Source organism: Celeribacter sp. SCSIO 80838 (assembly GCF_056498065.1).
Genome location: NZ_JAZKMA010000001.1, coordinates 1785984 through 1800737 on the forward strand (window position 1 = coordinate 1785984; position 14754 = coordinate 1800737).

The window sequence follows — 14754 nt, forward strand, 5'->3', positions numbered from 1 at the left end:
CAGGTGTCCTCACTGGTGCGGCGTCTGTTTCGGTGTTGAGAACAATATGCCGGGGCGCTTCGGCGAAAATGGGGCGGGCCGGGTAGAAAGTGTCAGGGCATGCCACGCAACTGCGCGCGTCGGCCTTTTTCAGGGTGAGTGCCCATTAACCTTAAGAAAATTAAGGTTAATCCATGTATTTTGGGAGCAATGGAAAAGATGGGATGGCATTGTTTTGGGCGAAAATGGGGCAGTTTTCAGCCCCATTCCTGCCTCAAAGGATAGAGGCAGGTTTCAAAGACGGATGAGTGAGATGAGTCGCCCGTAATCGGCTTCTTTGCGATGCACCGAGCGGCGGTAGGAATAGAAACGCTCCGGATCGGAATAGGTGCAATGCCGGGTCCATTCCGCGTGACCGACCCCGGCCTGACGCAGACGGTGCAACCCATAGGCCGGAAGGTCGAAGAGATAGCGATCCGCTTCGCCGTTGGTGAAAAAACGGGCATTTTCGGGAGCTTCCGCGAGGAAATCTTCGAAAAACTCAGGGCCGACCTCATAGGCGCGTTGCGAAATCGTCGGCCCGATGACGGCGGAAATATTGCCGCGTGTGGCGCCAAGCGCCTCCATCGCGTCGAGTGTCTCTTCGAGCACACCCGCAATCGCGCCCTTCCAACCGGCATGTGCCGCGCCGATCACACCGGCCTCGCGATCGGCAAACAACACCGGCTGACAATCGGCGGTGAGAATCACCAGAGCCAGCCCCGGCCGGTCGGTGACCAGCGCGTCCACCTTCGGTGCGGGGCCGTCCTGTGGTGCGTCGATGCGGGCGACATCGGCAGAATGCACCTGATTGGCTGCGCAGAGCGCCTCAAGCCCGAGATCCAGTGCCTGCGCCGCGCGGCTGCGGTTGATCTTGACGATATCGGCCTGATCGGTGGACCCGAGGCCGCAGTTGAGCCCTTCGAACACGCCGGATGAGGCGCCGCCCTTGCGGGTGAAGAACCCGTGCCGGATGCCGGAGAGCGCGTCGGAGGTGATGATGTCGAGTGTCATGCGTCGAATCCCGGGGGCAGCAAAGCGGGGGCGGGTGCAAGCGCCAGCGCTTTGAAAAGGGTTCCCATTTCTGTGGGCGAGGTCAACCGCTCAAATGCACTCTTGTGGGTTTCGAGGGCAGCACCGCTCAGATTTCGCGCAAGCGCCTCCGCGCGGGTCGCAATGCCGAGGCGGGCCAGAAGCGCGCTCTGGGGGATCATCCGGGAGGCGACGACACCGGACGCGTGGGCGGCAAGGCTCAGGGCTTCGAAATCCACATGGGCGGTCAGGTCGGCCTGACCGGGACGAGCGAGCGGATCGACACTCTCATGGGCTTCAAGCGCCTGAAACGTATCGCCGAGGCTGCGCCAGTCGCCATAATCGATAAAGATCGCCGCGCCGCCTCGGGCGATACGCGTGGCGATCTCCGCGACGATGGGCGCGGCGGCGGGGCAAAGCTCGACCACATCGCCGTCTTTTGTGTCACTGAGACGCTGCGCGAGATCGGCGAAGGGCGCGGGCGTGGCGAGACCGAGGGTCAGCGCACCGTCCTTCAAACCGACCTGCGTTTCTGCCCATCCGGCCCCCTTGCGGGTGAATTGCCGGATCGGTAGCGCGTCGAAAAACTCATTGGCGATGAGCCAGAGCGGCGCGTCTGGCAGATCGGACACCTGATCGCACCATGTGACCTCATAGTCTGGCAGACGGTCCTTTTGAGCGGCGCGCAGGGTGGGGGAGGCCTCGACCAGATGCACCTGCGCGGCCGTATGGAACCCCGGCACCGCACGGGTGGCGCGCAGAATATCGGCCATCAGCGTGCCGCGTCCGGGACCAATTTCGGCCAGCGTAAAGCGTAGGGGCGCGCCCTGATCGAGCCAGCTTTGCGCAAGACAAAGCCCCAGAAGCTCGCCGAACATCTGGCTGATTTCCGGCGCGGTGGTGAAATCGCCCGTCGCTCCCAGAGGGTCGCGCGTGGTGTAATAGCCATGCTCGGGATGGAGCAGGCACTCGGCCATATACTCGGCCAGCGAGATCGGTCCGGTTTGGCGGATACGGCGGGTCAGGATGTCCGTGAGTGCGATCATGAACGTTTGGCGCGGAGCATGAAATAGAGCCCGATCAGGATCATCGGCAGGGACAGGAGTTGACCCATCTGCATGCCGAGAAAGACCGTGCCATTGGGATTGGCGGCGGTGACGAATTGCGCATCGGGCTGGCGGAAAATTTCGACGATGAACCGTGACGCGCCATAGCCCGCGAAGAACAGTCCCATGATCAGCCCCGGCCGTTTGAAGGCCTTGGCACCCCAGACGAGAGACAGCAGCAACAGGCCGAGGATCAACCCTTCCATCCCGGCTTCGTAAAGCTGCGAGGGGTGACGGGCACAGAGCGGCCCGACATTGGCACAGGCCTGCGCCGCCTCGCCGGGGAAAATCACCGCCCAAGGGCCATCCCAAGGTTTGCCCCAAAGCTCGGCATTGACGAAATTCGCGATCCGGCCAAGCAACAGCCCCGGCGGCGTCGCCATGGCGAGAAGATCGCCCAGCGACAAAAGCGGCTTCTTGTGCCGCAGCCCCCAAAGGAGTGCTGCGATGATGACGCCGATAAATCCGCCGTGAAACGCCATGCCGCCCTGCCAGACCATCGGGATTTCGAGCGGGTGGGAGAGGTAATAGCCGGGTTTGTAGAACAGCACATAGCCCAGACGCCCGCCCAGGATCACGCCGAGGATCAGCCATGTCAGCAGGTCTTCGAACTCGGGCTTGGTCAAGGGCGGCGTGTCGGCGGTCCAGAGGCGCGTGGCCTTGAGCGCGCGCAGGATGAGAAACCAGCCGATCAGGAAGCCGCCGATATAGGCGAGCGCATACCAGTGCAGCGCGAAATGCACCGGGCCGAGATTGATCTCGAACAGGATCGGGGACAGATCGGGGAAATTCAAAACGGCAGGCAGGCGTGTCAACATGGGCGCAACTGTCGCCACGGCGGGGCGGAAGTCAACCTTGTGATTTGCGCCCCATCGCCCCATATAGGTCACAAGACATCACGAATGTGCCGGACGGAGCCAGACATGCAGACCCGCAACAAGATTCTCGACGATTTTTCCCAACTCATGACCAATGCCATGGGCGTGGCGCAGGGCGCGAAGGACGAGGCGGAAACCGCGCTCAAAAGCGTCATGGACCGTTGGCTGGCGGATCGCGATTTCGTCACCCGCGAGGAATTCGACGCCGTGCGCGCCATGGCGCAGAAGGCCCGCGAGGAAAACGAAGAGCTGAAAAAGCGCCTCGACGCGCTTGAGAGCAAGTAAAAAGCCTGATCCGGCAAAGGCCGTTTCAGACCGGATTATGCGCTTGGAAAGCCTCCCCTTGGGGAGGCTTTTTCTGTCCACAGGGGGCTTTAGAGGGCTGGGGAAAAATTAAGCAACTTGTGGATGACCCCGGAATGCTGGGGATAACACAAATATTTCGCTTTACAGATTCGTCGCTTTCATCACACCATATCTGGTAAGGGGAGGTGAAATCCCACCGATCCTTAGAGCAGGCACCAAGTCTTAGTGGCCGCCGCTGTGATGTCGCGTAGGGGGGATGTCGCACAGCCACGGGACGCAGACCAGAAGAGGCCCGTGAATGTCGCTTATTGAGCAGAGCTTTTCCACCGAAATTCACCCGATCGACCTGTGCGAGCACCTGTGCGAGTACAATGACTGGGAATTCGACCGCGTCGCCGAAGATCAGATTGCCATGGCGGTCGAGGGTCAGTGGCGCACCTATTCGATCACGCTGGCGTGGTCGGAATATGACGAAACGCTGCGCCTTATCTGTACTTTCGAGATGGAGCCGCCCGAAGAAAAGCTGCCGCAAATCTTCGACGTGCTGAACCGCGCCAACGATCAGATCTGGACCGGGGCTTTTACCTATTGGCACGAACAGCGCCTGATGGTCTATCGCTACGGTCTCGTGCTCTCGGGCGGCCAGATCGCCAGCCCCGAACAGGTCGACCGCCTGATCGGCGCGGCTGTGGGCGCCGCCGAACGCTTCTACCCGGCCTTCCAGCTTGTGGCCTGGTCGGATCGCTCGCCCGAGGACGCCATGGATGTGGCGATCCGCGAGGCCTACGGGCGCGCATAAGCGGCATAAGCACCCGCGCGAAATCGCACCGCTTGCCCGCGTTGCGCTCAGGCTTACGATTGATAGAGTGCCCCCTGATGCCCTCAGGGGGCTTTCTTATGACAGACGGAGTGGATCATGGAAAATGTGAAAGCGCGTGGATTGGTGCTTTTGGGCTGCGGCAAGATGGGCTCGGCCATGCTCAAAGGCTGGTTGGCCGGAGGTTTGCCGCCGAGTTCCGTGACCGTGCTCGATCCGCATCCTTCCGATTGGCTGCGCTCGACCGGCGTGCATCTCAACACCGATCTGCCGAAAGACCCGGCCATCGTTCTGGTTGCGGTCAAGCCGCAGATGATGGGCGACGCGCTTCCGAAACTTCAGGCATTGGGCAATGGCACGACGCTGTTCCTGTCGGTGGCGGCGGGAATCACGCTTGCGACCTATGAAACCGTGCTGGGGGCCGACACGCCTGTCGTGCGCGCCATGCCAAACACGCCGGCGGCGGTTGGACGCGGCATCACCGCGATCATCGGCAACGCCAAGGCCGGGGCCGGGGATCTCGATCTCGCCGAAACGCTCTTGAGCGCGGTGGGGCAGGTGGTTCGGCTTGAGGACGAGGTCCAGATGGATGCGGTGACCGCCGTCTCCGGGTCCGGTCCGGCCTATGTGTTTCACTTGATCGAAACGCTCGCCGCGGCGGGTGTCGAACAGGGGCTGTCGCCGGAGCTGGCAATGCAGCTGGCCAAGGCCACAGTCGGCGGTTCGGGGCAACTGGCCGAGGAGTCGGATGAAGACCCGGCGCAGCTTCGGGTCAATGTGACCTCGCCGGGCGGTACGACGGCGGCAGCTCTGGCGGTTTTGATGGATGAGAAGACGGGCTTTCCGGCGCTGCTTTCGAAAGCAGTCAAAGCGGCGGCTGATCGGTCGAAGGAACTTGCAGGATGAGCGATCTCATAGACTTCGACGACTTCATGAAGGTCGATCTGCGGGTGGGGACGATCGTGCGGGCGGAGCCTTACCCGGAGGCCCGCAAGCCCGCGATCAAGCTCTGGATCGATTTCGGGCCGGAGATCGGCGAGAAAAAATCCTCGGCCCAGATCACCGTACACTACGCGCCCGAAGCGCTTGTCGGGCAACAGGTCATGGCGGTCGTGAATTTTCCGCCGCGCCAGATCGGGCGATTTATCTCCGAGGTTCTGGTGCTTGGATTTCCGGACGAAAACGGCGCGGTGGTTTTGGCGCGTCCGGATTTGGCCGTGCCGAATGGCGGGCGTTTGCATTGATCCTGAAGATGGGGGCGGAGTATTCCGCCCCTTTTCGTTCGATTGATGGTTTGATCCGTGATCCGATGATCCTTAACGCGTCGTCACAAACAGAGGCGCAAAGCTTAACGCGCTGTCACACTCCGTCTCGGACCCTGTCATAGTCTTTTAAAAACGGTAAACGCGGCCTCAGACATCGCCCATTGCTTCGCGCCAATGTTTGCGGCAGAGCGACACGTAGCGTTCATTGCCCCCGATCTCGACCTGCGCGCCTTCGGTCAAAACCATCCCGCTTTCCGACATGCGCACCACCATCGTGGCCTTTTTCCCGCAATGGCAGATCGTGCGCACTTCGCGCATCTCATCGGCCAAGGCCAGTAACGCGGCGGAGCCGGGGAAGAGATTGCCCTGAAAATCGACGCGCAGCCCGTAACACATGATCGGCACGCGCAGATCGTCCACCACGCGGGCCAGTTGCCAGACCTGATCTTTCGAGAGGAATTGCGCTTCGTCGATGAAGATGCAGGCCACGGGGCCCTCGGCCAGACGGCGTTCGATCTTGGAGAAAAGGTCTTCGCCCTCCTCGAATGTGTCGGCCTCGGAGCCGATGCCGATGCGACTGCCGATCCGGCCTTCGCCCGCGCGTTTGTCGAATTTCGCGGTGATGAGATAAGTGTCCATCCCGCGTTCGCGATAGTTGTAGGAGGCCTGAAGCAGGAGCGTGGATTTCCCTGCGTTCATCGTGGAATATTGAAAATAGAGCTTTGCCATGGCGATGATGTGCCAGATCGGGGGGAGGGGGATCAAGCGGTCTTGCGACGCTGCGCGAGAAAACCTGCGGCGAGGCTTAGGGTTGCGATCTCAGTTCGCAAAAATGTGCACGGGTGGAAGCCGGAAAAAAGTGAATACTCATGACCAGAAACCGGCAGATGCCCGTAAGGGCTAGGGGATGAGGGAGCCGGAAACGTGCACCTGAGACCCAGACTTCCTTCCCTGAAACGACCTCCACCCGGCCCGATGCCGAGGCACCGGATACTCGTTCATCTCCTGCGACGGCAGGTACGGTCTTGTATGTCATGCAAAAATCGGGAATTTAATGGGAAATGGTAAAGCGAATTCCCCATCCGAGGGATCGTTGAGGGTTAGGGGCACAGGGTATGGATGCAGCCGGAACGTATTTGAAGAAACACACCGAGGCTTTGGTCAAGGATGTGGGTTTGGAAGCGGCGTGTGCGCTGACTGGCAAGTCGAAAGCCACACTTGGACGGTATTATTCGACCGCCGATGAGCATTCTGACCGTTACATGCCTGTCGACGCCGTGGCGCAGCTTGAGACAGCGGCGAGCTATCCGCATGTGACCTCGGCTTTGGCCGAGCTCAAGGGGATTGCACTGTCCTATGATGCGACCCGTAATGAGAGCCCGAAACACGGCGGGGTTAATGCCGATGTGGTCGCCTTGTCGCAGCGATTTGCCATGTTGATGGCGGAATATACCGATGCGATCGAGGATGGGATCATTACGATCAACGAAGCCAAACGCCTTCTGCGCGAGACGCTTGAACTGCAACAGGTGTTGATCAGCATGAAGCTGCATCTGGAACAGGAAGCGACCTGATTTCAAAGGTCTAGAATAGAGAAAGGCGGCTCCGGGAGCCGCCTTTTTTCTTATCCGCGAGACCGTCTGCGTTGCGGACGCCCGCCGCCGGGGCGGCCCGCCGCTTTCGGGGTGCCGGGTTTGCCACCACCCGGTTTCGCACCACCCGGTTTCGCACCACGCGGGCCGCCACCGCCACCACGCCGCCCTTGCGGCTTGGGTTTCGGCGCGGCTTTCTGATCGTCGGCGGCCCAGGAGGCCTTGGTCGCCACGGGAATGCGAATCTTCATCACCTTCTCGATGGCGCGGAATTCGTCGAGCTCGGTCGGCGAACAGAAGGCCACCGCCTTGCCATCCCGACCTGCACGCGCGGTGCGCCCGATCCGGTGAACGAAATTCTCCGGCACGTTCGGCAGTTCGAAGTTGTAAACATGGCGCACCGCCGGAATGTCGATGCCGCGCGCGGCCACATCGGTCGCGACCAGAACCTTGATCTGGCCGCTTTTTGCCGCCGCCAGCGTGCGTTCGCGCTGACCTTGGGATTTGTTGCCGTGGATAGACCCGGCCTCGAACCCGTCGCGGGCGAGGTTTTTCGCCAGACGTTCGGCCCCGTGTTTGGTGCGGGCAAAAACCAGCGCCAGTTCGTCGGAGTGATCGCAGAGCAGTTCCTTGAGCAGCTCGAATTTCTCCGGCTGCGGGATGAAATGCACCTCCTGCTCGATCTTGTCGGCGGCCTTGCCCGGAGGCGAAACCTCGATGCGGACGGGCGAGGTGAGATAGCTCTGGGCGATCTCGTTCATCTCTTTCGACATGGTGGCGGAGAACAGCATGGTCTGCCGCTCTTTCGCCAGCATCGGCACGAGTTTGCGCAGCGCATGGATGAAGCCCATGTCGAGCATCTGGTCGGCCTCGTCGAGGACAAGGAAAGTGGTTTCATCGAGACGCACGGCCTTGCGGTCGATCAGGTCCATCAAGCGGCCCGGCGTGGCGACAAGGATGTCGGTGCCACGATCCAGACGGTTGATCTGGGCGTTGATCGACACGCCGCCGACGACGCGGTTGAGCTTGAGATGGCTGCCCTTGATGAAGGGGAAAAGCCCGTCGGCGATCTGGTTCACCAGCTCGCGGGTCGGCGCGAGAATGAGCGCGCGCACGGTCTGAGGCGACGGTTTCGAGCCGTCGGAAAAGGCCATGTGCAGAAGCGGCAGGCCGAAGGCGAGCGTTTTGCCCGTGCCGGTTTGGGCAAGGCCCATGACGTCGCGGCCGTTCATCACTTCGGGAATGGCGCGGGCCTGAATGGGGGTCGGGGTCTCGATGCCGATCTCTTTGAGCACATCGAGCAGCTTCGGCTTGAGGCCGAGCATGGAAAAATCAGTCATATACGTCCTTTGGTGGGCGGACCCACACGCGAGAACGCCGCCCCATGGGGGTCGGCGCGGTTTGGTCGCGGAAAAGGTCACCGGAGAGGGCCACATGCCCAACCCGTCTTTCCGCCGGACCCCTGCGTGATATGGGAACCTTTGGGTGTCATGGGAGACGCCCGGCATCCGTCACCTGCGGCGCCTGCCTGAAACGGCTTGTGCGCGGCTGCTCACGCGGCAGCATGGGGTGCGGATCGGTGTCAAATGGGGGAGAGTGGCGCGGAAGTCAAGGGATTTGCTGCATCCGCAAAAGAAACAGGCCCCGCGAGGGCGGGGCCTGTTTCAATTCAGGAGAGGTAAAAGCCTTAGACGTCCTGAAGGCTCAGCACCTCGATCTCGCCTTCCAAACGTGCCTTGATTGCCATGGCGGCAGCATGCGACGCGGCGGCGGTGGTGAAATACGGGATCTTGTCGTAGAGCGCGACCGAGCGGATCTCGCGGCTGTCATCCAGCGCCTGCTGGCCTTCTGTGGTGTTCAGAACGAGGGCGATCTCGCCGTCTTTCATCATATCGACGATGTTCGGGCGGCCCTCATAGACCTTGTTCACGACCTTGCTCGCCACACCGTTTTCCTTGAGGAACTTGGCGGTGCCACGGGTCGCGATGATCTCGAAGCCCAGATCAGACAGCGTTTTCATCGCCTCGACCATTTTCGGTTTCTTGTCGTAGTTCTTCACCGAGACAAAGACTTTGCCGGAGCTCGGCAGGTTGGTTCCTGCGCCCATCTGCGACTTGAGGAAGGCGCGGGCAAAGCTCTTGTCGGCGCCCATGACCTCGCCCGTCGAGCGCATTTCCGGCCCGAGGATCGTGTCGACGCCCGGGAAACGGGCGAAGGGCAGCACGGCCTCTTTCACCGCAAAGCGCCCGGTGCTCGCGGGATCGACCAGATCGAACGTGTCGAGCTTTTCGCCCGCCATCAACCGTGCCGCGATGGAGGCGATCGGGCTGTTCACCGCTTTGGCGACAAAGGGCACGGTGCGGGAAGCACGCGGGTTGACCTCGATGAGGTAGATCACATCGTCTTTGACCGCATATTGCACGTTCATCAGACCGACCACGTTGAGCGCCAGCGCCAGAGCTTCGGTCTGACGTTTCAACTCCTCGATGATCTCGGCCTTGAGCGAGTAGGGCGGCAGCGAACAGGCAGAGTCACCAGAGTGAACGCCCGCTTCTTCGATGTGCTGCATGATGCCTGCAACGTGGACTTTCTCGCCGTCGCAAAGCGCGTCGACGTCGATTTCGGTTGCCCCAGACAGGTAGCTATCCAAAAGCACCGGGCTGTCGCCCGACACCACCACAGCGTCGCGGATGTAGCGTTTCAGGCCTTCCATATCGCGCACGATCTCCATCGCGCGGCCCCCCAGAACGTAGGATGGGCGGATCACCAGCGGGAAGCCGATGTCGGCTGCAATCTCAATCGCTTCGTCGTCGGAATGCGCGATGCCGTTGTGCGGCTGCTTGAGATCGAGACGGTTCACGAGATCCTGGAACCGTTCGCGGTCTTCGGCGAGGTCGATGGCGTCCGGCGTGGTGCCGAGGATCGGAATGCCTTCGGCTTCGAGCGCATTGGCGAGTTTCAGCGGCGTCTGGCCGCCGAACTGAACGATCACGCCATGCAGCGTACCGTTGTCCTGCTCGACACGGAGGATTTCCATGACGTGCTCAAAGGTCAGCGGCTCGAAATAGAGGCGATCGGAGGTGTCGTAATCGGTCGAAACCGTCTCCGGGTTGCAGTTCACCATGATTGTCTCGTAGCCCTGTTCGGTCAGCGAGAAACAGGCGTGACAGCAGCAATAATCGAACTCGATGCCTTGGCCGATCCGGTTCGGACCGCCGCCCAGGATGACGACTTTTTTGCGCTCGGAGGGTCGCGCCTCGCATTCCACCTCGCCCATCATGGGCATTTCATAGGTGGAGTACATGTAGGGCGTCTGCGCCTCGAACTCGGCGGCGCAAGTGTCGATGCGCTTGAACACGGCGGTGACGCCGAGGTTGTGGCGCGCACGGCGCACATTGGCCTCGTCGCGACCCGTCAGTTTCGCCAGACGCGCATCGGTGAAACCGAGCATCTTGAGCTTGCGCAGCCCTTCTTCGGTGACCGGCAGGCCGTCTTTTTTGATCTCGCATTCGGCGGCCATGATCTCGCGGATACGCGCGAGGAACCATGGATCGAAAGAGTTGATCTCGTTGATTTCTTCGTCGGTGAAGCCAAAGCGCATGGCCTGCGCGATCACACGGAGGCGATCCGGGGTGGCCTTCGCCAGCTCGCGGGTCACGGTCTTGTCGATCATCTGCTGGGCCGCGGCATCGGCACCGAGAAGAATGCGCGGCAGGGTGTCTTCGGCACCATCGGCCTCAACGATCTGCGCCGGTTTCGGCATATCGGGCAGGTCGATCTCGTCGAACCCGGTGAGACCCGATTCCATCGAGGCCAGAGCCTTTTGCATCGACTCGTGGAAGGTCCGGCCAATCGCCATCGCTTCGCCCACGGATTTCATCGCGGTGGTCAGCTCCGGTTTTGCGCCGGGGAATTTCTCGAAGGCGAATTTCGGGATTTTCGTCACGACATAGTCGATGGTCGGCTCAAAGGAAGCCGGCGTCACCTTGGTGATGTCGTTGTCCAGCTCGTCGAGCGTATAGCCTACGGCCAGTTTCGCGGCGATCTTGGCGATCGGGAAACCGGTGGCTTTCGACGCCAGAGCCGAAGAACGCGACACGCGCGGGTTCATTTCGATCACGACCATCCGGCCATCGGCGGGGTTCACCGCCCATTGCACGTTGGAGCCACCGGTCTCCACGCCGATCTCACGCAGTACGTTGATCGAGTGGGTCCGCATGATCTGGTATTCTTTGTCGGTCAGCGTCAGGGCCGGGGCGACGGTCACCGAGTCGCCGGTGTGCACGCCCATCGGGTCGACGTTCTCGATGGAACAGACGATGATCGCGTTGTCCGCCTTGTCTCGCACCACCTCCATCTCGAACTCTTTCCAGCCGAGAAGGCTCTCGTCGACGAGGATCTGCGCGACCGGCGAGGCTTCGAGACCGGAGCGGCAGATTTTCTCGTAATCGTCGCGGTTATAGGCAATGCCGCCGCCTGTGCCGCCGAGGGTAAAGGCAGGGCGGATGATCGCCGGAAGACCGATGTGTTCGAGCGCCTCCATCGCGATTTTCATGCCTGCGGCGATGTCATAGCCGCCGTTTTCGCGTTTCGGGGCGGCGACGATGTCGGCTTTCGGGTTCTCGATGCCGAGACGGTCCATCGCTTCGCGGAACAGTTTGCGGTCTTCGGCCATCTCGATGGCTTCGCGTTTCGCACCGATCAGCTCGACGTTGAATTTCTCCAGTACACCCATGTCCGCGAGCGCCAGAGAGGTGTTCAGCCCGGTCTGCCCGCCCATGGTGGGCAGGAGCGCGTCCGGGCGTTCTTTCTCGATGATCTTGGCCACGACCTCGGGGGTGATCGGCTCGATATAGGTCGCATCCGCCATGTCCGGGTCGGTCATGATCGTCGCGGGGTTGGAGTTCACGAGGATGACCCGGTAGCCCTCTTCGCGCAGCGCCTTACAGGCTTGGGCGCCGGAGTAGTCAAACTCGCAGGCCTGCCCGATGATGATCGGCCCCGCACCAATTATCATGATGGAGGAAATATCGGTTCTCTTCGGCATGGCGGACCCCGGCAATATGTTGAGCAGCACTTCGCGCGCACCTCATAGCAGGGCACGCGCAAATTGTCGTGGGTTATAGTCATGGAGCGATTGGGCGCAAGGGTGGAAAGCTGGCTTTTGGGCATGTTGCCACAAAAAAACGGTACGCCCGGATGGGGCGTTTTGAGAAGCGGGCGGTGGCCGTTTCTGTCTTTGAATTGTCCACGATGGGTCCGGGTGGGGTCATATTCATCCAATAAATTGGGGGGAATTAAGAGACGGAAAATGTGTATTCAAAATATTTTGTTAGGTGTTTTGTACGTCGATAAAAGATTTGCCGCAGGACGTAGTTGCCGGACCGTTTTTCAAATCCATCTGGCGCAGGGCGAACGCCCCGAACGCCGTTTTGGGGGCGGGGACCTTCATCTGGCGATCGGTCGCCTGTTTCTGATCTATGCGGGGACGAATCCTCTCATGGTCCTGACGGCGGTTACGCAGGCGTTCGGTTTCGCAGCGCATCTTACGGCGCATATTCTGCCGGTTTGGCTGCTCGTTGCGAGTTGTGCTCTCGGTGTATCTCGGCTGGCATTATGCCGTGGATGGATACGCCTCTGTTCTGATCATGGTCGGGCTCTCCTTCGTCATGGTGACGGCGAGAGTTCCGCCCCCTGGCAAATGGCCTGCATCGGACTGTGTTGTCATTGGGGCTCCGATGCGCTGAGTTTTGCGCGCTTCGGGGCAGTTCGGACCGCGTGGAAGGCCACGAACCCTTGACTTTCCCCGCTTGTACGAGTGTATCAGCCCAAGCGCCTTTTAAAGGCATGGCACGTTTTCTAAAGGGACCTGATACATGCACGTCTATCGCAGCCACACCTGCGCCGAACTGAACCAATCCAATGTGGGCGACGCCGTGCGCCTCTCCGGCTGGGTGCACCGCATCCGGGACCACGGCGGCATTCTCTTCGTCGATCTGCGTGACCATTACGGTATGACCCAGGTGCTCTGCGATCCGGACAGCCCGGTGTTCTCCGCGCTGGAGAAAGTGCGTTCCGAATGGTGCATCCGCATCGACGGCACGGTGAAGGCGCGTGACCCGGAGCTGGTAAACCCGAAACTCCCCACGGGCGAGATCGAAGTGTTCGTGCGCGATCTCGAGGTGCTTGGCTCCGCCAAGGAACTGCCGTTGATGGTGTTCGGCGATCAGGAATACCCGGAAGAGACCCGTCTGAAATACCGCTATCTCGACCTGCGCCGCGAGAGCATGCAGCAGAACATGATCCTGCGCTCGAACGTGGTGGCCGATCTGCGTCAGCGCATGTGGGCCAAAGGCTTCAACGAATTCCAGACGCCGATCATCACCGCCTCGTCGCCCGAGGGCGCGCGTGACTTCCTGGTGCCATCCCGTCTGCATCCGGGCAAATTCTACGCCCTGCCGCAGGCGCCGCAGCAGTTCAAACAGTTGTTGATGGTGTCGGGTTTCGACAAATATTTCCAGATCGCGCCCTGTTTCCGCGACGAAGACCCGCGCGCCGACCGCTCGCCGACCGATTTCTACCAGCTCGACGTGGAAATGTCCTTCGTCACCCAACAGGACATTTTCGACACGATGGAGCCGGTGATCGCCGATATGTTCGACAAATTCGGCCAGGGCCGTCTGGCGAACCGCGACTGGCCGCAGATCTCGTACCGCGATTCCGCGCTCTGGTACGGCACCGACAAGCCGGACCTGCGCAACCCGATCAAGATGCAGGACGTGTCCGAGCATTTCCGCGGGTCGGGTTTTGCCATCTTCGCCAAGCTCCTCGAACAAGAGGGCAACGAGGTGCGCGCCATCCCGGCGCCGAAAGGCGGCTCGCGCAAGTTCTGCGACCGGATGAACAAATTCGCCCAACAAGAGGGCCTGCCGGGGATGGGGTACATCTTCTGGCGCGACACCGACGGTGAAATGGAAGCGGCGGGCCCGCTTGCGAAAAACATCGGCCCGGAACGCACGGAGGCGATCCGTCAGCAGCTCGGTCTCGAAATCGGCGATGCGGCTTTCTTCTTGGGTGGCAAACCGAAGTCCTTTGAGCGTGTGGCGGGCAAAGCCCGCACCGTGATCTGGGAAGAGACGCCGAAAGCGCCCGAGGACGAAAACTGGCGCGATCAGTTCATGTTCGCCTGGATCGTCGATTTCCCGATCTACGAACAGGACGAAGAAACCGGCAAGATCGATTTCGAACACAACCCGTTCTCCATGCCGCAGGGCGGCATGGACGCGCTTTTGGGCGATCCGCTCAAGGTGCTGGGCAACCAGTATGACCTCGCCTGTAACGGCTACGAGCTTGTGTCCGGCGCGATCCGGAACCACCAGCCGGAGATCATGTTCAAGGCGTTCGAGATTGCCGGTTATGGCAAGGACGAGGTCGAGAAACGCTTTGGCGGCATGGTCAACGCCTTCCAATACGGCGCTCCGCCGCACGGTGGCTGTGCGCTTGGCATCGACCGCGCGGTGATGATCCTCGCCGATCAGGACAACATCCGCGAAGTGATGCTCTTCCCGATGAACCAGCGCGCCGAAGACCTGATGATGGGCGCGCCCTCGGAGCCCACGAACGAACAGCTTCGCGAGCTGAACCTGCGGGTTATTCCGCAAGAGCAGTAATCGGTCTGAAAAGACATGACAAAGGCGCGGAGAGCGGTCTCCGCGCCTTTTGTTTTGGAGGAGCGTTGGT

The 14754-nt window shown here is 60.9% G+C and carries 13 protein-coding genes; 6 read left to right on the forward strand and 7 right to left on the reverse strand.

Annotation, left to right across the window (positions count from 1 at the left end; all coding sequences use genetic code 11):
- Positions 1 to 273: 273 nt before the first annotated feature.
- Genes pgeF through lgt form a run of 3 tightly spaced genes read right to left on the reverse strand, consistent with a single transcriptional unit; the run spans position 274 to position 2974 of the window.
- Positions 274 to 1032 (reverse strand): peptidoglycan editing factor PgeF, encoded by a 759-nt coding sequence (gene pgeF / locus V1475_RS08940; RefSeq protein WP_479412468.1) that lies wholly within the window; start codon positions 1030 to 1032, stop codon positions 274 to 276.
- Positions 1029 to 2096, reverse strand: a complete 1068-nt coding sequence (locus tag V1475_RS08945; RefSeq protein WP_479412469.1) for a class I SAM-dependent methyltransferase — start codon at positions 2094 to 2096, stop codon at positions 1029 to 1031. The genes pgeF and V1475_RS08945 overlap by 4 nt, the downstream gene beginning before the upstream one ends.
- Positions 2093 to 2974 carry a prolipoprotein diacylglyceryl transferase gene (lgt, locus tag V1475_RS08950; RefSeq protein WP_479412470.1) on the reverse strand — a complete coding sequence of 294 codons (882 nt, stop codon included), beginning with the start codon at positions 2972 to 2974 and terminating at the stop codon, positions 2093 to 2095. The genes V1475_RS08945 and lgt overlap by 4 nt, the downstream gene beginning before the upstream one ends.
- Positions 2975 to 3079: 105 nt before the next feature.
- Between lgt and V1475_RS08955 the strand changes: the two genes are divergently transcribed.
- The 4 genes from V1475_RS08955 to V1475_RS08970 all read left to right on the forward strand — a co-directional run bounded on the left by V1475_RS08955 (position 3080) and on the right by V1475_RS08970 (position 5401).
- Complete coding sequence (locus tag V1475_RS08955) at positions 3080 to 3319, forward strand: accessory factor UbiK family protein (protein WP_479412471.1); 240 nt, start codon at positions 3080 to 3082, stop codon at positions 3317 to 3319.
- A 319-nt stretch (positions 3320 to 3638) separates the two neighbouring features.
- Positions 3639 to 4139 (forward strand): type III secretion system chaperone family protein, encoded by a 501-nt coding sequence (locus V1475_RS08960; RefSeq protein ID WP_066710373.1) that lies wholly within the window; start codon positions 3639 to 3641, stop codon positions 4137 to 4139.
- Between the two features lie 117 nt (positions 4140 to 4256).
- The gene (gene proC / locus V1475_RS08965; RefSeq protein WP_479412472.1) at positions 4257 to 5063 is read left to right on the forward strand and encodes a pyrroline-5-carboxylate reductase; all 807 of its coding nucleotides are present in this window, start codon (positions 4257 to 4259) and stop codon (positions 5061 to 5063) included.
- Positions 5060 to 5401, forward strand: coding sequence for a tRNA-binding protein (locus tag V1475_RS08970; protein WP_434288498.1), 342 nt, complete (start codon positions 5060 to 5062; stop codon positions 5399 to 5401). The genes proC and V1475_RS08970 overlap by 4 nt, the downstream gene beginning before the upstream one ends.
- Positions 5402 to 5569: 168 nt before the next feature.
- Here the strand turns inward: V1475_RS08970 and V1475_RS08975 are convergent, their stop codons facing one another.
- The gene (locus V1475_RS08975; protein ID WP_434290922.1) at positions 5570 to 6151 is read right to left on the reverse strand and encodes a thymidine kinase; all 582 of its coding nucleotides are present in this window, start codon (positions 6149 to 6151) and stop codon (positions 5570 to 5572) included.
- 386 nt (positions 6152 to 6537) lie between these two features.
- Between V1475_RS08975 and V1475_RS08980 the strand changes: the two genes are divergently transcribed.
- Entirely contained in the window at positions 6538 to 6996 is a 459-nt protein-coding gene (locus V1475_RS08980) for a hypothetical protein (RefSeq protein WP_479412473.1), read from the forward strand.
- Positions 6997 to 7046: 50 nt separating this feature from the next.
- On the opposite strand, the gene V1475_RS08985 is transcribed toward V1475_RS08980, so the two are convergent.
- From V1475_RS08985 to V1475_RS08995, 3 genes are all read right to left on the reverse strand, one after another.
- Positions 7047 to 8354, reverse strand: a complete 1308-nt coding sequence (locus tag V1475_RS08985; protein ID WP_479412474.1) for a DEAD/DEAH box helicase — start codon at positions 8352 to 8354, stop codon at positions 7047 to 7049.
- A gap of 347 nt (positions 8355 to 8701) precedes the next feature.
- The gene (gene carB / locus V1475_RS08990; protein WP_479412475.1) at positions 8702 to 12061 is read right to left on the reverse strand and encodes a carbamoyl-phosphate synthase large subunit; all 3360 of its coding nucleotides are present in this window, start codon (positions 12059 to 12061) and stop codon (positions 8702 to 8704) included.
- A 285-nt stretch (positions 12062 to 12346) separates the two neighbouring features.
- Positions 12347 to 12571: a hypothetical protein gene (locus V1475_RS08995; protein ID WP_479412476.1), complete on the reverse strand. Its 225-nt coding sequence runs from the start codon at positions 12569 to 12571 to the stop codon at positions 12347 to 12349.
- A 319-nt stretch (positions 12572 to 12890) separates the two neighbouring features.
- On the opposite strand from V1475_RS08995, the gene aspS reads away from it, so the two are divergent.
- Entirely contained in the window at positions 12891 to 14684 is a 1794-nt protein-coding gene (gene aspS, locus V1475_RS09000; RefSeq protein ID WP_479412477.1) for an aspartate--tRNA ligase, read from the forward strand.
- Positions 14685 to 14754: the final 70 nt, after the last annotated feature.